Here is a 19,069-nt window from a genome sequence, read left to right on the forward strand (position 1 = left end):
CTTGTATATAAACCCAACATTCATCAATTAAATAATTTATCTAATCAATACAATAGATATGTAAGACGAAACTTTACAACTTAAATTACTTTCCTGAGGTAAAATACATATTTTATTTGTACTCCCAGTCTTTCAATCTTAATTCTTATTCTCTTTCCCTCTTCTGAATAAAACAAATCATTAAGATTTGACAATGTGTAATTATGGGCTTTAACACCGTTTATTTCCAAAATCACATCCCCTTTTTGCAATCCTGCTTTATCCGCTGGCGATTCTGGTCTTACTTCAGTAATCTCATATTGCGGCTGTAATGAATAAATAAAAATACTAGCATCTGCTCTATAAATATTACTGGATATTTTCCCATCTTCATCTGAAATAAAATCCAATGTAGGTTGAGAAAACCCTTTACGAATATTATAATCTTTTGAAACCCTCACTCCGCTATGTTGAATGGTTATACCACTCATATTGTAAAAAAACGGTTTTGAGAAATAGCCGTTTTTTTTGAAGGAAATTTTTCTATTAGGATAATCTACAATAAGATTAAACCTTTTTAAAATACTTCCTCCTAAAGAGCCTTGTCGTTTTTTTAATGAAATCCCTTGTATGTACAAAGAGTCTGGAAAAGATGCTGTCACATTTTTTAATTGAAAATCCCCAATCTTAAACTCTTTGATTTTAGTGTTTTTTCCATAAATATTCCCATTAAACCCTTTCCCTAAAAAATCATCAAAAGAACTTTCTGGAACAACTAAATTGATTTCTTTATTTTCAAATAACCACAATGCCGAACTAGATCCAGAATCTAATAAAAGATTGATATCGATTAACCCTTCTTCTGTTCGATAATTCGCTTTTACCAAAGGTCTTCTCCTGCCATTACTAAGGTCTAAATCCGTTTGATAACACCTTTTACATTTCTTATATACATACGATTTAGGGTCAGAAATTTTGATAGCTTTTTTCGTATAATTTATATCTAAAATAAAGTCTCTAAAAAAGTCATACCCAATAATCCCGTGAACTGGAAATCCCATTAAAGGAGAAAAATTAATAGATTCGTCAAAGATCATATATATGGTATGATTCTGACTGAACGCATCTCCTATTCTTAATATATTATTAGTAGATTTTATTGCCTCCGCTGGCTTATCATTTCCTAATCCTCTAAGGTAAATTTTTGTAGCATTATGCAACTCTAACGATTCTCTATTATCTACACTAAAAAGAATTGTAGATCCAACTCCAGTATCTAAAATAAAAGATAGCTCAACTCCATTTAACTCAACAGGAATAATTATAAGGTTATTAGCTAATTTAAAATTTAGCTTATCACTAGTAATCCCATCAGGTAATTTAAACCCTTCCTGGGCATTAAAAGCAAAAGATACAAACAAGAATAGAATAAGAGCTCTCACTTTAAGAAAATGACAAAAATCCAAGCACAAAATCTCCATTCCTCTAAATATAGAAAAATACTTGAAAATTCATGATAATAATTAACTTAAATCCTAAATAATTTAAGAAATTTACCGCTATTTTACTGTTTAAATTAGAAAGAATGCCTGTAATATCAAGTAAGGGAAAGGCAATGCCCGAATCTCCGATTCGTAAATTAGCTCCTTTTGCAGAAAAAGCTGTAAAAGAAGGTAAACATATTTTTCATCTTAATATCGGACAACCCGATATCAAAACGCCTATTGAAGCCTTGGATGCTGTAAGAAATCACAAATTAGATGTTCTTGCTTATAGCCACTCTGCAGGTTTTGAAAGTTTTAGAAAAAAACTAGCAGGTTACTACGCAAAGCATGATATTACGATTTCTTCTGATGATATCTTAATTACTACTGGAGGCAGCGAAGCATTAATATTTACCATGGGAAGTATTACAGATCCTGGTGATGAAATTATAGTTCCTGAGCCCTTTTATGCCAATTATTATAGTTTTTCAACACAATCCACAATCACCGTTGTACCCGTAATCTCTCAGATCAACGATGGGTTTGCATTACCACCGATAAAAGATTTCGAAAAACTAATAACCGAAAAAACAAAAGCAATTCTTATTTGCAATCCTGGTAACCCAACAGGATATCTGTACAGCAAACAAGAGATTAAACAACTATCCGAATTGGCAATCAAGTACGACTTGTTTTTAATTTCGGACGAGGTATATAGAGAATTTGTATATGGTGATTCAGAACATTATTCAATTTTACAAGAGAGAGCCCTTGATGATCACGCAATAGTAGTTGACTCTGTTTCCAAACGGTATAGTATGTGCGGCGCAAGAATTGGATGTATGGTAAGCAAGAACAAAAATGTTATGGAAACTGCAATGAAGTTTGCTCAAGCTCGGTTAAGCCCTCCTACTTTTGCGCAGATTGCAAGTGAAGCTGCATTAGAAGCTCCTGAATCATATTATATAGAAACTGTAGCCAAATACAAAGCCAGAAGAGATACTCTCGTTGAAGGACTCAGACAAATACCTGGTGTTAAGGTTGCCATACCTAATGGTGCTTTTTACTGTATTGCAGAATTACCCATAAAGGATGCAGATCATTTTGCCAAATGGTTGCTTGATGAATTTCATGTTAATAACGAAACCGTTATGGTGGCACCTGCATCTGGATTTTACTCAAGCCCTAATGAAGGATTAAACCAAGTGAGAATAGCATATGTCTTAAACAGGAGAGATCTTAAAAAAGCAATTCATATATTGAAACTTGCTTTGGAAAAATACACCCATCAAGAAATCATCACAACGACCCAACTTGATAGTAACACCTAAAGAAGAAACAATAGTATAATTTAAATTTATCTTTTTGAAAATAGAACACAACAAATCGCTTCAACAATATAATACATTCGGCATTAATGTGTCAGCTTCAGAGTTTATTCAGATTAATTCTGAAGCTGAACTTATAGAGGTGCTTTCTATTCATAAAGAAAAGAATATTTTTATTCTAAGTGGCGGGAGCAATATGCTTTTAACCAAAGATCTAAAAGCTCTGGTGTTATATATTTATATCAAAGGAATTTCTGTTGATATACAATCTGATAATGCTGTGTTAGTTTCTGCAAATGGAGGAGAAAACTGGCATGATTTTGTGCAATTTTGCATCGATAATAATTTTGGAGGACTTGAAAACCTGTCATTAATTCCTGGATATGTAGGTAGTGCTCCTATCCAAAATATTGGCGCCTATGGTGTAGAATTAAAAGATTGTTTTGTTAACTGCGAGGCTATTAATATTAAGACAGGTGAAAAACGTTTGTTCACAAAAGATGATTGCAATTTTGAATATCGAAATTCTATTTTCAAAAATGAACTAAAAGGAAAATACATAATAACCAAAGTAACTTTTAAGTTAACAACAAAAGAACACCTGCTCAATACAAGTTATGGTGCTATCGAAAATGCTTTAGACAAAAAAAACATTACAAATCCTACCATCAAAGACATCTCTGAAGCCGTAATTAACATTAGAAGAAGTAAACTACCAGACCCAAAAGAAATCGGTAACAGTGGTAGTTTTTTTAAAAACCCAGTTATTTCTGGTGAAGCTTTTTCTGAATTACAAAAATCCTATCCTAATGCTCCATTTTATCAGATTGACAAGCATCATATTAAAGTTCCTGCAGGTTGGCTTATTGAACAATCTGGTTTCAAAGGAAAACGATGGGGTGATGCTGGTGTTCACTCGAAGCAAGCATTAGTATTAGTGAATTATGATCAAGCTACTGGTCAGGAAATACTTGAGCTTTCAAAAAAAATTCAAGCAATAGTTAAAGAAAAATTTGACATTGCGCTAGAGACAGAAGTCAATATCATTTAAATCAACTCTTTTTGTCTGTTTTATTTAGAGAGCTAATTTTATGCATATCATAATTTCAGCTATTTTTCTTTGTATCTTTGCAAACGAATTTTGATAATATTAAATTATGAAATTGTTATTACTTACAGTTGCACTACTTTTATTAGCATTTGCAGGAATTGCGATTAAAATATGGGCTAAAAAAGATGGAAAGTTTGCAGGAACTTGTGCAAGTCAAAGCCCTTTTCTGAATAAAGAAGGTGAATCATGTTCTCTTTGCGGAAAGACTCCAGATCAATATGCTAACTGTAACGAAACAGAGCATTCTAAATAATCGATCACCGATTTTGATTCAAAAGCATGTCATTGGAAAAAGAATCCTTAAACCTTTCGGAGCATATAAAAAAGGCTAAAGAAGGCGTACAAACCTCATTTAATTACCTTCTAGATACTTTTTGGAATGATGTATTTAATTTTCAGCTAAAAAGAACTCAAAATGAGTATGAAGCAGAAGACATAACAATTCAAAGTTTTTCTAGAGCATTTGACAAAATAGATACCTTTAAAGAAGGGTATAATTTTAAAACCTGGTTAATTCAGATATCCAAAAATATACACATAGACTTATTGCGCAAAAAGAATGCTTCTATACGCTCTAAGACAACTACAGAGGTTGATGACTCTTTATACACCATAATAGACGATGCTCCAACACCAGAAGATAAGTTAATAACAGAGCAAAATCTTGCTCAACTACTTAGGTATATCAAACAACTAAAACCACATTACCAAGAAGTAATCAATTTAAGATATTTTCAAGAGTTGAGCTACAAAGAAATTTCTGAAGTGTTAGACGAACCTATGAACAATGTAAAAGTAAAACTTCTTAGAGCCAGAAAACTTCTTGCAGAAATCATTACCGCCAAAAAAGAAAATTGATACTTTATTGTTTATACGTTAGATCAATTTTCTTTCTTACTATATGTAAATATTGGTCGGTTATGTGATTATCGAAGACTAAAAGTCGCTATTCCCTTTATTACTCCGTGTAAAGGGTTTATCCATTTATCATTTATTTTTTTATCGTATTTGATAAATTTCTGAACTAATCCTTTAGGAGCCGATATTTCTTTTTCAATTCCGGTTATATTAATAAACTTTTGATTATTAATCAACCATTTTTCGACTCGCTTTCTGTTTTTTTGCAGTTGTTTCTGTTCTTCTAACTGTTCTTTTGACATTTTTTTGGTTTTTTAACTTTTTTTTAATTAATAAAAAATGGGGTTAAGCTAATTTTAACCATGATTTAAAGTTTTTATACTAAAAATTATGTATGTCAAAAATATGAAAAGAAATTTTATTAAACAGGAAAAACCATAATAAATCTACGGTTTTACCATAATTTTATTCAAAAACACTAAAGAAATATCCCCAAATGTATAAGTAAATCGGGCCACAAAAAACACTTAACTAATTGATATATAAGAATTAATAATTAAACCGACATTAAAAAGTATTAACAATTGTTAATTTTATAATTCTGAATTTTTTTGTCTAAAAATTCCCTTCTAATATTGTTTTACAAGTAAGCTAAGCCAAAATTAGCCTTCAAAAAAAGAAAACGTTGCCTAATAGAACACCTTAAGTTTATCTAAAACTGCATCCTAATCTAAGCTTTCTTTGTATTTTTGTTCAAAATATTGCTGAGTATGAATAATGAGCTTTCTACAGTAGCTCCTCCAAAAGGAAAACCAAAATGGCTACGTGTAAAATTACCTACAGGAAAAAAATATACAGAACTCCGTGGTTTAGTAGACAAATACAACCTACACACAATATGTACCTCTGGTAGCTGCCCTAATATGGGTGAATGCTGGAGTGAAGGAACCGCTACTTTTATGATCTTAGGTAACATTTGTACTCGTTCATGTGGTTTTTGTGGTGTGAAAACGGGAAGGCCAGAAACCGTAGATTGGGAAGAACCCGAAAAAGTTGCGCGCTCTATTAAAATCATGAATATTAAACATGCCGTTGTAACTTCGGTGGATAGAGATGACCTTGCTGATGGAGGTTCAATTGTTTGGGCAGAAACTATCCAGGCAATTCGAAGAATGAATCCCGAAACAACATTAGAAACTTTAATTCCCGATTTTCAAGGAAAAACAAAAAATATAGATCGAATTATAGCGGTAAAACCTGAAGTAGTTTCGCATAACATGGAAACGGTAAAAAGACTTACCAGAGAAGTTCGTATTCAGGCTAAATATGAACAGAGTCTTCAAGTTTTAAAATACCTAAAAGATAATGGTATTAATCGCACAAAAAGTGGAATTATGCTAGGTCTTGGGGAAACCGAAGAAGAAGTAATACAAGTTCTGAAAGATTTAAGGTCTGTAAATCTTGATATTGTAACTATTGGACAATACTTACAACCAAGCAAGAAACATCTCCCAGTAAAACAATTTATTACTCCAGATCAATTTAAGAAGTACGAAGAAATAGGATTAGAAATGGGGTTCAGGCATGTAGAAAGCGGAGCCTTAGTTCGTTCTTCTTATAAAGCTCAAAAGCATCTTACATAATAATTACAGGTAGTCCTAAATCATATACTAAGAAATAAGAAGATTGCAATGAATACACCTATAAGAGTAGCTATCAATGGTTTTGGAAGAATAGGTCGTAATCTTTTTAGATTATTAATAGATCATCCTACCATTGAAGTTGTCGCAATAAATGATCTGGCAGATACTAAAACATTAAGCCATTTACTAAAGTATGATAGTATTCATGGAGTATTACCACATAATATCTCCAATACAGAAGAGCACATAGTAATTAACGAAAAATCGATTCCTGTATCTAATGCAAAAAAACCAGATGATTGTGATTGGAAAAAACATGATATCGACATTGTTGTAGAAGCAACAGGAAAATTTAAGACTAAAGCAGAAGCTCAAAAACACATTAATGCTGGTGCAAAAAAAGTTATTCTTTCTGCTCCTCCGCTAGAAGATGCTATAAAAACTATTGTTCTAGGAGTAAATGATCATATTCTGGATGGATCAGAGACCATTATATCCAATGCATCTTGTACTACGAATAATGCAGCTCCTATGATGAAAGTAATTAATGAACTCTGTGGAATAGAACAAGCGTACATAACTACGGTACATAGTTATACAACAGATCAAAGTTTACACGATCAACCTCACAGAGATTTAAGAAGAGCAAGAGCTGCAAGTCAATCTATTGTTCCTACAACAACTGGTGCAGCAAAAGCACTAACTAAGATTTTTCCTGAACTTAGCAGTGTTATTGGAGGATGTGGTATTAGAGTTCCTGTACCAGATGGATCTCTTACCGACATCACATTCAATGTGAAAAAAGAAACTTCTATAGAAGAAATTAATAAGGCATTTAAAAAAGCCTCTGAATCTAATTTAAAAGGTATTCTGGCTTATACTAAAGACCCTATAGTATCTGTAGATATTATAGGAAACCCTCATTCTTGCGTGTTTGATTCTTTGATGACTTCGGTAATCGGAAAAATGGTTAAAATCATTGGTTGGTATGATAATGAAATCGGATATAGCAATAGAATAATTGATTTAATTATCAACATTTGTAAGAAATAACTATATTAGTTGAGTTATTTCATATAAAAATGCCAACCCAAATCAAATATTTCATAATTACAGCCATACTTAGCTTCAGCTTTGTTACTTATTCACAGACTGAAGAAGTTGAGCAAAATAGCCTAGCTAAGGATTCTATAGAAAATTATTTAATCCAAGCTTCTGAAGCTATTAATACTGCTCGCCACGAAAGAGCATTGGATAATATCACATTAGCTAAAGAATTAGCGCTAAAAAATCAGGACAAGTCGTATAGAGCAAAGACAAATCGCATACTAGCCGAACTTTACTTGGAATTAGGTGATTTAAAAAGTGCTCAAGAAGAAATCACTAAAGCTATAGAGATGCAACTTGAGCAAAATGATGAAGTGGCTTTAGCAAGCTCTTATACTGTATGTGGATCTATTAATACAAAACAGGAAAATTTTGAACTTGCCAAAAAACATCTAGAAAAAGCTTTTTCTTTAATTGAAAAAAATAATCTGGAAACTCTGGAAGGGCCTCTAAAAATTAACTTAGGGCTTTTGGCATTATCAATGAATCAACCAGAACAAGCCATCAAACATTTCAATAGCGGACTCCCAAAAATAGATTTTTTAGAACAACCCTATTATAAAGCAAAGCTATACACTAATAAAGCTAGAGCCCAAATGTCTCTCAATCAATTAGACGAAGCAATAGCAACCAATGACCTTGCCATGCAAATAGGAAAGGAAATGGATTATTTTGAAATTCGCTCGGAAAGTTATGAATTGTATAGTGAGATTTATGAAAAGAAAGGAGAGTTTAAAACTTCATTATTAAACCTAAAATCTCATCAGCAGTTTAAGGATTCTTTATTTAATATTGATAAAGAGATCATTGCTCAAGATGCAAGGGCAAAACTAAATGTGGATGATCAAAAAGTTAAAATAGACGAATTAACCGAAGAAAATGAGCAACAACAAAAGTCTCTAAAATTAGGACGACTTACCACAATACTCAGTATTGCGTTAATAACAATTTTATCACTGCTTACCTTATCATTATACAAGAACAATAATCTAAGAGCCAGAGCAAACGAATTACTACAAAACAAGAACACTGAGCTTATTTTAGCAAAAGAAAATGCTGAACGAGCAAGCGAAGCAAAGGTTCAATTCTTATCAACTATCACACATGAGCTTCGAACTCCTTTATATGCTGTTACAGGATTGACACATCTTTTACTAGAAGAAAGCCCTACTCCTAATCAAAAAGAACATCTTAATTCTCTAAAATTTTCTGGAGAGTATTTACTTTCTTTAATCAACAATATCTTAGATCTAAATAAACTAGAAGCAAATAAAGTTGAAATAGAAAACACATCTTTTAATCTTCAGAAAAGAATTAATGACGTATTGATTGCATTGGGCAAGTCTGCAAAAGATCGTAACAATAAGCTTCATTATGAATTTGATAAATCAATCCCTCCCAAACTTAAAGGAGATCCTTTAAAAATTTCTCAGATTCTTATCAATCTAATCGGTAATTCGATAAAGTTTACTCAAAATGGAGATATCTGGATTCGAGTAAAAATGATAAATCATATAGAAAACAAAGTTTTTCTGAATTTTGAAATTAAAGATAATGGAGTAGGGATTTCAGATAAAAAACAACTAAGTATTTTCGAAAACTTTACGCAAGGATCTGTTCAGATCAATAGAAAGTTTGGAGGAACTGGACTTGGACTGTCTATTGTAAAAAATCTGCTCTCTTTAATGGATAGCGAAATTAAGCTTGAAAGTGAGCTTGGACAAGGATCAAGGTTTCATTTTGATCTTAAATTTGATGTATTTGAAGATCTAAGTGCAAACTATCACGAAGAGGCGAAAAAGATTGATTACAGCTTAATGATTGATAAAAGAGTTTTGGTTGTTGAGGATAACAAAATTAATCAACTTATTACAAGAAAAATACTAGAGAAAAACAAAATGATTTGTGATGTAGCAGATAATGGAGATATAGCAGTCAATAAAACGAAAAACAGTGAGTTTGACCTAATCCTTATGGATATACATATGCCAGGAATTAGTGGAATTGAAGCCACAAAACAAATTAGAGAATTCAACACAGAAATACCTATTGTAGCCTTAACAGCAGTAACATTAGATGATAATCTGGATGAGTTTTATAATAATGGATTCAACGACATTATTCCTAAACCATATAAAACAGAGGAGTTTTTCACCAAACTACATAAGGCACTATCAAAAAAACAAACAACATCATAACAGTTTGGCACAAGTATTGAGATGTAGCTAATGGAATAAAAGAAATTACAGTTTTTTTTTATTTTGAGTTAGCCAAAACATATAAAACGAGACATTATACGATGTCTCGTTTTTTTATATACGTAATTATTTCTTGATCAAAAATTTCTTGGTTTTCGATAAATTTCATGGTAATCGGCTGATACCATAGAACCTCTTCAGGAAAATTCGAAACCAACCTTACATAATCCTTTTCAGTGGTAATAATCTTTTTATAAGCTTTCAACTCTTCAAGCTCTTCTTTAGTAAAATTATGATGATCCGGATAATTCATATGTGTAAAATCAAGACCCAAAGACATATAATAATCGACTAATGGTTTGGGATTAGCAATACCCGTAACTAATGTAAATGTAGTATCTTTTAAATCTTTTATAGTTTTTTTACCAGAGCCATTTATAATTTCATTACCATAATCAATCTTGGCAAACAACAACTTCTGATAAGGCTTTAATTTCAATTTCCTTGCTATTCTTTGTTGATCTTCAATCTTTATATTACTCGGACATTTAGTAACTACGACGATATTCGCTCGATCTGCACCTTTTCTGGGTTCTCTTAGGTTTCCAGTCGGCAATACAATATCATCACAATACAAATCATAATAAGCTGTAAGTAAAATATAAAATCCAGCTTTCACCTTACGATGTTGATATGCATCATCTAATAAAATAACTTCTGGCTTCGGTATTTGATTTTTTAAATTAGAAATACCATTCTGCCGATCTCCATCCACAGCTACTGTAATATCCTTAAACTTAGTTTTAAACTGCAAAGGCTCATCACCTACCTCTTTAGCCTTAGCCATCTCGCTTACCAGCTGAAAACCTTTTGTTTCTCTCTTATAACCTCTGCTTAGAGTAGCTAAAACAACCTTGTCTTTTAACAAACGTATTAGATATTCAACCATTGGTGACTTACCCGTTCCTCCTACACTAAGATTGCCCACCGCAATAACAGGAAAATCATATGAAACGGATTTCTTTATCCCAAAATCATATAACTTATTTCGCAACCAGGTCACAAAATAATAGACAGGAACAACAGGTAAAAGTATTTTTCGTAATAAATCCAAAGGCTTAAACTTACTATTGATAATTTTCTAATAGCAAATGTATAAAACGAAACTTTGATTATTGTCAAAACTTTTTTTACATTCCATTTATATTTAAAAACCTATCACAAATGCAAATCAAAGAGGTAATACAACACCTTGAAACTTTAGCTCCCATTAATTATGCTGAAGATTTTGACAATGTTGGACTATTAGTTGGGGACAAAAACACTACCATAACAGGAATCTTAGTTACTCTAGATACCATAGAAACTATTATCGATGAAGCCATAGAAAAAAAATGCAATCTTATCGTTAGTTTTCATCCTATTGTTTTTAAAGGGATCAAAAAATTTAACGGCAAGAATTATGTAGAACGCGTCGTTATGAAAGCCATTAAAAATGATATTGCCATTTTTGCTATTCACACAGCACTTGATAATGCCATAAAAGGTGTAAATAATATGATGTGCGAACAATTAGGGCTAATAAATCGTCAAATTCTTATTCCACAAAAAGGAAACATAAAAAAACTAATCACTTTTGCACCCAATAAAGAAGCTGAATCATTGCGCTCAAAACTATTTGAAGCAGGAGCAGGAACCATTGGCAATTATAGTAATTGCAGCTTTTCATCAGAAGGAGTTGGAACCTTTAAAGCCGAAGAAAACACAAACCCTACAATTGGAGAAATAGGAAAAACTCATTTCGAAAAAGAAACACAAATACAAATCACTTACCCCAAACATAAAGAAGGTAATATCTTGAAAGCATTATTTGAAAATCATTCTTATGAAGAAGTTGCTTATGAAATTACAACTTTAGAAAACAAAAATCAGCACATTGGAATGGGGATGATCGGTGATCTCCCAAGCGAAATAGAAGAAATAGAATTCCTGAAATACATTAAAAAAACATTTAAAACAGGTTGTGTTAGACATTCAGCCTTACTTAATAAACCTATTAAAAGAGTCGCCGTTCTAGGCGGTAGCGGTAGTTTTGCAATTAAAAATGCGCAGGCTGCAGGTGCTGACATTTTTATAACTGCAGATTTGAAATATCACCAGTTTTATGAGGCCGAGAAAAAGCTTATTCTTGCCGATATTGGGCATTATGAAAGTGAACAATACACAAAAAACTTAATTGTTAGCTATCTTAGAAAAAAAATCAGTAATTTTGCAATCATTTTATCGGATAAAAACACCAATCCCATTCAATACATATAAAATATGGCAAAGAAAGAAGTTACTGTTGAGCAAAAATTAAGAGCATTATATGATTTGCAATTAATTGACTCTAGAGTTGATGAGATCAGAAATGTACGTGGAGAACTTCCTTTAGAAGTTGAAGATCTTGAAGATGAAGTAGCCGGACTAAATAAAAGATTAGAAAAACTAAACGTTGATCTTGAAACTATCGATGAAAGTATCAAGACAAAGAAAAACCTAATCGAAGAAGCTAAATCCCTAATTAAAAAATACGGAGAGCAGCAGAAAAATGTACGAAACAATCGTGAGTACAATTCTTTAAGTAAAGAAGTAGAATTTCAAGAATTAGAAATTCAACTTTCAGAAAAGCATATCAAAGAATTCAAAGCTCAGATTATTCAGAAAAATGAGATCATCGATCAAACTAAAGATCGTTTAACTGAAAGAAACAAGCACCTTACACACAAGAAAGGTGAACTCGATGCTATTCTTGCAGAAACTGAAAAAGAAGAACAAGCTTTACTAGCTAAATCTGAAGATTTTCAAAACAACATTGAAGAGAGATTAGTTGCTGCGTACAAAAGAATAAGAAACAATGTGAAAAACGGATTAGCTGTAGTACCTATTGAACGTGGTGCTTCTGGAGGTTCTTTCTTTACAATTCCGCCTCAGGTTCAGATGGAGATCGCTTCTCGTAAAAAAATCATCACTGATGAACATAGTGGTCGAATCTTAGTAGATCAAGCACTAGCACAAGAAGAAAAAGAAAAAATGGAAACAATGTTTTCTAAGTTGTCTTAAACCATTTTTTTATATAATATTATAGCCTCGGAAATTTCCGAGGCTTTTTTATTTTAGATAAAAACAAATGAATAGCATTCTCATCATTGGTAGTGTATGGCCTGAACCTAATTCTTCTGCTGCAGGAAGCAGAATGATGCAATTAATCCTATTATTTTTATCTAAGAACTGGAAAGTCACTTTTGCCTGTACAGCCACAGAGAGCGATCATATGGAAGACATAGAATCGCTTGGGGTTACCACAGTCAATATCATTATCAACAGCGCTACTTTTGATGATTTTATCTTACATCTTAAACCGAATATTGTAATATTTGATAGATTCATGACAGAAGAACAGTTTGGATGGAGAGTCTCCAAACATCTTTCTAGCGCATTAACAATACTAAACACAGAAGATCTTCATTCTCTTCGTAAAACTAGACAAGAAGCTTTTAAATCAAATAAAACGTTCGATTACTCAGATTTAATTCAAAGCGACATTGCAAAAAGAGAAATTGCCAGTATTTATCGCTGCGATCTATCATTAATTATTTCAGATACCGAGATAAATCTATTAAAGAAACATTTTAACCTCCCAAAAGAACAACTATTCTACATCCCTTTTTTACTAGACCCTATTACTGTTGATACAAAAAAAAACTGGCCATCTTACCAGGAGAGAAATCATTTTATCACTATTGGAAATTTTCGTCATGAACCCAACTGGAATAGTGTTTTATACCTCAAGGAAACCATCTGGCCATTAATCAAAAAGCAATTACCCGAAGTGGAACTTCATATATATGGAGCATATCCACCGCAAAAGGCAACACAACTCCATAATCCAAAACAGGGTTTCTATATTAAAGGATGGGCAAAAGATGCACAGCAAGTTATGAAACAGGCTCGAATATGCCTTGCCCCTCTTCGTTTTGGAGCAGGAATAAAAGGAAAATTAGTAGAAGCTATGCTTTGTGGAACTCCAAGTATTACCACAAACATTGGTGCAGAAGGTATACTGGGAGAAGATTCTGATTGGAATGGCTTTATTACGGATCAACCAGAAGCATTTGCCAATGCATCTGTAAAACTATATAACAATCAAAATATCTGGCATCAAGCACAACAAAACGGAATTGAAATCATAAACACCCGATTTAAAAAAGAAAAATTCAGCAATCAACTTATCAATCAAATAATAGATCTACAGAACTCTTTAAAAGAACATCGTTCCAAAAACTTTATTGGGTCAATGTTACAACATCACAGTCTTAAGAGCACAGAATATATGTCGCGCTGGATAGAAGAGAAAAACAAAAGAAATTAAACTCTATTAAAAACTATACCTAAGCTTAATGCATGCTTTAATTACAATAAAAAGATGAAGTATAGACAAACAAAAAAAGCCTCTTCACTAAATGAAGAAGCTTATATACTTTAAAAAGAAACTCTTTTAATTAAAGAGCCGCTACGTGCTTTGCTAATTTAGATTTTAGGTTAGCCGCTTTGTTATCATGAATGATATTACGCTTTGCCAATCTATCGATCATAGAAACTACAGAAGGAAACAAAGTTTCAGCTTCTTTCTTATCAGCTTCACGTAATTTCTTAATAGCATTACGTGTAGTTTTATGCTGATATTTATTTCTAAGACGCTTAGTCTCACTATTTCTAATTCTCTTTAATGCTGACTTATGATTTGCCATCTTTTCTTTGTTAAATTTCTTTACTATAAAATTCGTAGCCCGTAGGGGAATCGAACCCCTCTTACCAGGATGAAAACCTGGCGTCCTAGCCGATAGACGAACGGGCCATTTTCCTTTTTAAAGGATTGCAAATTTATAGCTTTCACTCTAAACTTGCAATTAATTTTTTAATTTGTAGCCCGTAGGGGAATCGAACCCCTCTTACCAGGATGAAAACCTGGCGTCCTAGCCGATAGACGAACGGGCCATAGTTGTTTGTCTAATTGCGGATGCAAAAATACAACTATTTTTCAATGCCACAAGTGTTATTTTATTTTTTTCTAAAACTTAATACGCTTTAGCAAATAACACTCGTTCATTAGAGGGTTTTCCAGAATAAACACAGCTCCCTTTTTCTTCCTTCCCATCAAAAGGAATACAACGTATAGTAGCTTTAGTTAACTCTTTTATCTTCTGCTCGGTCTCAATAGTTCCGTCCCAATGTGCCGAAATAAATCCTCCTTTAGTTTCTAAAACTTCTTTAAATTCATCAAAATTCGAAACCTCTGTAATATGATTATCTCTATACTGAGTTGCTTTCTGGTGTAAGCTCTCTTGAATCTCTTTAAGTAATGATTCTATTGTATCGACAACCTCCTCTTTATTTACAAATTGTTTAGACAAGGTATCTCGACGTGCAAGTTCTACTGTTCCTTTTTCAAGATCCTTAGGACCAATCGCAATTCGCAATGGAACTCCCTGCAACTCATATTGTGCAAACTTAGCTCCTGGTCGATGTGTATCACGGTTATCAAATTTTACAGAAATCCCTTTAGTTCGTAAATCCCGAACTATCTCATTAGCCACTTCAGAAATTTGTTCCAACTGTTCTTCTCCTTTATATATTGGAACAATCACTACCTGTATTGGCGCAAGATTAGGAGGTAATACCAAACCATTATCATCACTATGAGTCATAATTAAAGCCCCCATCAATCTAGTAGAAACACCCCAAGAAGTGGCCCACACGTGATCCAACTTCCCTTCTTTGGATGTAAATTTCACATCAAACGCCTTTGCAAAATTCTGTCCCAAGAAATGAGAAGTTCCAGCTTGTAATGCTTTTCCATCCTGCATTAACGCTTCTATACAATAAGTATCTTCTGCACCAGCAAAACGTTCACTTTCAGTTTTTCTTCCCTTAATAACAGGAATTGCCATAAAGTCTTCTACAAAATCAGCATACACATTATTCATCTGTTCTGTTTCAGCAATTGCTTCTTGTCTGGTTTCATGAGCTGTATGACCTTCTTGCCATAAAAACTCTGCAGTTCTAAGAAATAATCGGGTTCTCATCTCCCATCTCACTACATTAGCCCATTGATTTATCAAAATAGGCAAATCCCTATACGACTGAACCCATCCTTTATACGTGTTCCAAATAATCGCTTCAGATGTCGGACGTACAATCAATTCTTCTTCCAACTTGGCTTTTGGATCTACAATTAATTTCGAATCATCTTCTGGATCTGTTTTTAATCTATAATGAGTTACTACAGCACATTCTTTTGCAAATCCTTCAGCGTTTTTTTCTTCAGCTTCGAATAAACTTTTAGGAACAAAAAGAGGAAAATATGCGTTTTGATGTCCAGTTTCTTTAAACTTTCGATCTAATTCGGCTTGCATTTTCTCCCAAATCGCATACCCATAGGGTTTAATTACCATACACCCTCTTACCGCCGAATTCTCAGCTAAATCAGCCTTTACGACCAATTCATTATACCATTTCGAATAATCTTCACTACGTTTTGTTAGATTTTTGCTCATAACCTGCTATTTGGCACAAATGTTGTGACTTTGTTAAATAAAAAATAGTTAGCGCAAAACTAACTAAATTTGTATTGTTCAACAATAAAATAAGGAGATATGCGACTTAAAAATTATTTTCAAAAAAATGGAGCTGTTGGAACCTTTCTTACAGCTTGTCTACTTATGTTGACGTCTTGTGGTTCATATGAGTATGTATCTTATGATGATGGCATTTATGGTGAAGCGAGAAGCCAAAGAAATTATGAGCCAACACCTACCACTACTGAAGCAAAACCAAATTATTATTCAAATTATTTTTCTGAAAAATCTGCACAGATAGATAATGCATTAGAAGAAGATGCAATTTTTACTGATGTAGATTCTTATTCAAGTGAAAATTATGATCCTGCAGATAGCACTGGTGTTGCTTTAAATTATGAAGGAGGACAGCCAACTTGGGGAAGTGATTACGACGAGGTATCTGTAAATATTTATAATACAGGTTGGAATAACTGGGGCTGGAATGCCTGGGGACCTGGATATGGATTGGGTTGGAATAATTGGGGTCCTGGATTCGGATGGGGCTGGAATAACTGGGGCTGGAATATTGGATGGAGAAACCCTTACTGGTATGGTGGTTATGGCGGTTTCTATTGCCCTCCATTCTATAACAACTTTTATTATGGTAATCCTTATTTTAGAAACAATCGTTACTACGCATACAATCGAGGTTATAGAAATGCCTATGCAGGTAATTACAGAACTCGTGGAGCCTACAACTCTTCGTACAGTATAAGATCGAGAAGCTCTGCTTTTTCTAATTCTAGATCCAGAAGTCGTTCTTACAACAACAGAAGTAATTATAATAACCGAAGAAGAGTCTCTGCAGACAACAACAGAAGAACCAGAACCTCTACATACTCCGACAGAACCAGATCTAGAAACAACGGTACTTACAACAGATCAAGATCAAATTCGTCTAGTAGAAGTGGAACGAGAACTTATAGTGGTTCTAGGTCTAGAAGCAGTTCTGGCACACGAAATTATTCTGGCTCAAGAAGCAGCAGCAGAAGCTCTGGCGCTACAAGAAGTCGCAGCTCTAGTCGTAGCAGTGGCTCCAGAGGAGGCGGTAGATCTGGATCTAGAAGTCGCGGAGGAAGAGGTTAAAATTCATTTTTAATTAAAGCATATAATTTAATATGAAAAAGATATTTTTATTCATAGGTGTATTATCTATGTCTTTTTTAAGCGCTCAGGATGTAACAGATGCGCTGAGATATTCACAGCAAGACATTTTAGGAACCGCCCGTTTTAGGGGAATGAGCGGAGCATTTGGAGCTCTAGGAGGCGATATGTCTGCAATACAGATAAACCCTGCTGGATCTGCTGTTTTTCTCAACTCATCAGGATCCGTTACACTTTCTTCATCGAATATAGAAAATGATGTTAGTTATTTTAATGGCACTCGCCTAACTTCTTCATCAAATTTTAATTTTAATCAGGTAGGAGCGATTTTTGTGTACAATAACCGTAGCGAGTCTTCAGTACTTAATAAAGTGTCTTTAGGTATTGCTTATGACCAAACTACAGATTATGCCGATGAGTTTTCAGCAGTAGGAAGAAGTAGCAATTCTATTGATAGTTTTTTCCTTGCAGAAGCGCAAGGCATCCCATTGGATTTACTTACAGTAAGAGCTGGAGAAAGTATAGATGGATTATATAGCTTTCTTGGTGAAACCGAAGGATATGGAACTCAACAAGCATTTTTAGGCCACGAATCTTTTATCATTGAAGCCAATGATCTTAACGATCCTAACAATACTGCATATTTTTCCAATGTAGCTCCTGGTTTCTTTGATCAAGATTATTACTATGAAAGTACAGGGTTGAATGGTAAATTTACAGTAAATGGCGGTGCGCAGATCCATAACAATTTTTATATAGGAGTAAATTTAAATTCGCATTTTATTAATTATGATCGAGTGACAGATTTTTTTGAAGGAAATAATAATGCTGGAAGCAATATCAATGAAATAACTTTTATCAATCGCCTATCAACAGTTGGAGCTGGATTTTCTGCCCAAATAGGAGGAATCTTTAAAGTATCTAACATGCTTAGATTAGGTGCCTCATTAGAATCACCGACTTGGTATTATATCGAAGAAGAAACTACTCAAAGATTAGAAACATTTAGTGATGCTGACGGAAGAGCATTAGTGAATCCAGATGTAGTTAATATATTTCCAGAATATCAACTACGTACACCAGCAAGAGCTACAGGTAGTATTGCTGTCCTATTCGGAAAACGTGGATTAATCAGTTTAGACTATTCGTATAAGGATTACTCTTCTACCGAATTTGATTCAGATGAAGGCGCAAATTTCTCTAATCTTAACAGAGAAATAGAAAATACATTCCAAGGCGCTTCTACATTAAGAATAGGTGGAGAATTTAGGAATGGAAACTGGAGTTTTAGAGGTGGATATAGTTATGAAGAAAGTCCTTATAAAAATGAGTTAATTCTAGGTGAAAAAACAGGTGTTTCGCTTGGAATAGGTTATAATTTTGGAAAAATTAAATTTGATGTCGCTTATGATTATTCTGAGCAAGAACGCAATCAACAGTTTTTTCCTAACTCAGGATTTACCAATGCGGTTTCTATAGATAATTATAGAGATAACCTTACCTTTACTTTAGCATTAAACTTATAATTGTAAAGGAGTATTACTAAAATGAAAAAGGAGTTGAAAATCTAATCAACTCCTTTTTCATTTCGTTTCATT

17 protein-coding genes and 2 tRNA genes are annotated in these 19,069 nt (G+C 33.3%); 12 read left to right on the top strand and 7 right to left on the bottom strand.

Annotated elements, in window-relative coordinates; all coding sequences use genetic code 11:
- Positions 1 to 80: 80 nt before the first annotated feature.
- Positions 81 to 1,460, bottom strand: a complete 1,380-nt coding sequence (locus QBK95_RS03100; protein ID WP_280930446.1) for an aspartyl protease family protein — start codon at positions 1,458 to 1,460, stop codon at positions 81 to 83.
- A gap of 104 nt (positions 1,461 to 1,564) precedes the next feature.
- Between QBK95_RS03100 and QBK95_RS03105 the strand changes: the two genes are divergently transcribed.
- The 4 genes from QBK95_RS03105 (at position 1,565) to QBK95_RS03120 (ending at position 4,760) form a co-directional block, all read left to right on the top strand.
- On the top strand, positions 1,565 to 2,794 hold the full coding sequence (locus QBK95_RS03105; protein WP_280930448.1) for a pyridoxal phosphate-dependent aminotransferase: 1,230 nt from the start codon (positions 1,565 to 1,567) through the stop codon (positions 2,792 to 2,794).
- A gap of 34 nt (positions 2,795 to 2,828) precedes the next feature.
- Positions 2,829 to 3,842 carry a UDP-N-acetylmuramate dehydrogenase gene (gene murB / locus QBK95_RS03110; protein ID WP_280930450.1) on the top strand — a complete coding sequence of 338 codons (1,014 nt, stop codon included), beginning with the start codon at positions 2,829 to 2,831 and terminating at the stop codon, positions 3,840 to 3,842.
- 106 nt (positions 3,843 to 3,948) lie between these two features.
- Positions 3,949 to 4,155 (top strand): membrane or secreted protein, encoded by a 207-nt coding sequence (locus QBK95_RS03115; protein WP_280930451.1) that lies wholly within the window; start codon positions 3,949 to 3,951, stop codon positions 4,153 to 4,155.
- A 26-nt stretch (positions 4,156 to 4,181) separates the two neighbouring features.
- A complete protein-coding gene (locus QBK95_RS03120) occupies positions 4,182 to 4,760 on the top strand; it encodes an RNA polymerase sigma factor (RefSeq protein ID WP_280930453.1) in 579 nt (192 codons plus the stop codon).
- Between the two features lie 68 nt (positions 4,761 to 4,828).
- On the opposite strand, the gene QBK95_RS03125 is transcribed toward QBK95_RS03120, so the two are convergent.
- On the bottom strand, positions 4,829 to 5,062 hold the full coding sequence (locus QBK95_RS03125; protein WP_280930455.1) for a hypothetical protein: 234 nt from the start codon (positions 5,060 to 5,062) through the stop codon (positions 4,829 to 4,831).
- Positions 5,063 to 5,530: 468 nt separating this feature from the next.
- Between QBK95_RS03125 and lipA the strand changes: the two genes are divergently transcribed.
- The 3 genes from lipA to QBK95_RS03140 are packed head-to-tail and all read left to right on the top strand — an operon-like array spanning position 5,531 to position 9,708.
- Complete coding sequence (gene lipA / locus QBK95_RS03130) at positions 5,531 to 6,403, top strand: lipoyl synthase (protein ID WP_280930457.1); 873 nt, start codon at positions 5,531 to 5,533, stop codon at positions 6,401 to 6,403.
- A gap of 48 nt (positions 6,404 to 6,451) precedes the next feature.
- On the top strand, positions 6,452 to 7,456 hold the full coding sequence (gap, locus tag QBK95_RS03135) for a type I glyceraldehyde-3-phosphate dehydrogenase (RefSeq protein ID WP_280930459.1): 1,005 nt from the start codon (positions 6,452 to 6,454) through the stop codon (positions 7,454 to 7,456).
- Positions 7,457 to 7,485: 29 nt separating this feature from the next.
- Positions 7,486 to 9,708, top strand: coding sequence for a tetratricopeptide repeat-containing hybrid sensor histidine kinase/response regulator (locus tag QBK95_RS03140; RefSeq protein WP_280930460.1), 2,223 nt, complete (start codon positions 7,486 to 7,488; stop codon positions 9,706 to 9,708).
- A gap of 94 nt (positions 9,709 to 9,802) precedes the next feature.
- Here the strand turns inward: QBK95_RS03140 and lpxK are convergent, their stop codons facing one another.
- Positions 9,803 to 10,822: a tetraacyldisaccharide 4'-kinase gene (lpxK, locus tag QBK95_RS03145; RefSeq protein ID WP_280930461.1), complete on the bottom strand. Its 1,020-nt coding sequence runs from the start codon at positions 10,820 to 10,822 to the stop codon at positions 9,803 to 9,805.
- A gap of 110 nt (positions 10,823 to 10,932) precedes the next feature.
- Between lpxK and QBK95_RS03150 the strand changes: the two genes are divergently transcribed.
- The 3 genes from QBK95_RS03150 (at position 10,933) to QBK95_RS03160 (ending at position 14,119) form a co-directional block, all read left to right on the top strand.
- Entirely contained in the window at positions 10,933 to 12,027 is a 1,095-nt protein-coding gene (locus QBK95_RS03150) for a Nif3-like dinuclear metal center hexameric protein (RefSeq protein ID WP_280930463.1), read from the top strand.
- 3 nt (positions 12,028 to 12,030) lie between these two features.
- Positions 12,031 to 12,810 (top strand): zinc ribbon domain-containing protein, encoded by a 780-nt coding sequence (locus QBK95_RS03155; protein ID WP_280930465.1) that lies wholly within the window; start codon positions 12,031 to 12,033, stop codon positions 12,808 to 12,810.
- 67 nt (positions 12,811 to 12,877) lie between these two features.
- Positions 12,878 to 14,119 carry a glycosyltransferase family 4 protein gene (locus tag QBK95_RS03160; RefSeq protein ID WP_280930467.1) on the top strand — a complete coding sequence of 414 codons (1,242 nt, stop codon included), beginning with the start codon at positions 12,878 to 12,880 and terminating at the stop codon, positions 14,117 to 14,119.
- Between the two features lie 130 nt (positions 14,120 to 14,249).
- Here the strand turns inward: QBK95_RS03160 and rpsT are convergent, their stop codons facing one another.
- The 4 genes from rpsT to proS form a co-directional block, all read right to left on the bottom strand.
- Positions 14,250 to 14,498: a 30S ribosomal protein S20 gene (rpsT, locus tag QBK95_RS03165; RefSeq protein WP_027392409.1), complete on the bottom strand. Its 249-nt coding sequence runs from the start codon at positions 14,496 to 14,498 to the stop codon at positions 14,250 to 14,252.
- A gap of 35 nt (positions 14,499 to 14,533) precedes the next feature.
- Positions 14,534 to 14,605, bottom strand: a tRNA-Glu gene (locus tag QBK95_RS03170).
- A gap of 68 nt (positions 14,606 to 14,673) precedes the next feature.
- A tRNA-Glu gene (locus QBK95_RS03175) sits at positions 14,674 to 14,745 on the bottom strand.
- Between the two features lie 80 nt (positions 14,746 to 14,825).
- Complete coding sequence (proS, locus tag QBK95_RS03180) at positions 14,826 to 16,304, bottom strand: proline--tRNA ligase (protein WP_280930470.1); 1,479 nt, start codon at positions 16,302 to 16,304, stop codon at positions 14,826 to 14,828.
- A 99-nt stretch (positions 16,305 to 16,403) separates the two neighbouring features.
- Between proS and QBK95_RS03185 the strand changes: the two genes are divergently transcribed.
- Both QBK95_RS03185 and QBK95_RS03190 read left to right on the top strand, forming a co-directional pair.
- Complete coding sequence (locus QBK95_RS03185) at positions 16,404 to 17,453, top strand: hypothetical protein (RefSeq protein WP_280930472.1); 1,050 nt, start codon at positions 16,404 to 16,406, stop codon at positions 17,451 to 17,453.
- Positions 17,454 to 17,485: 32 nt separating this feature from the next.
- Positions 17,486 to 18,997 (top strand): OmpP1/FadL family transporter, encoded by a 1,512-nt coding sequence (locus QBK95_RS03190; RefSeq protein WP_280930474.1) that lies wholly within the window; start codon positions 17,486 to 17,488, stop codon positions 18,995 to 18,997.
- Positions 18,998 to 19,069 lie beyond the last annotated feature (72 nt).

Source organism: Aquimarina mycalae, assembly GCF_029906345.1.
Lineage (GTDB): Bacteria > Bacteroidota > Bacteroidia > Flavobacteriales > Flavobacteriaceae > Aquimarina.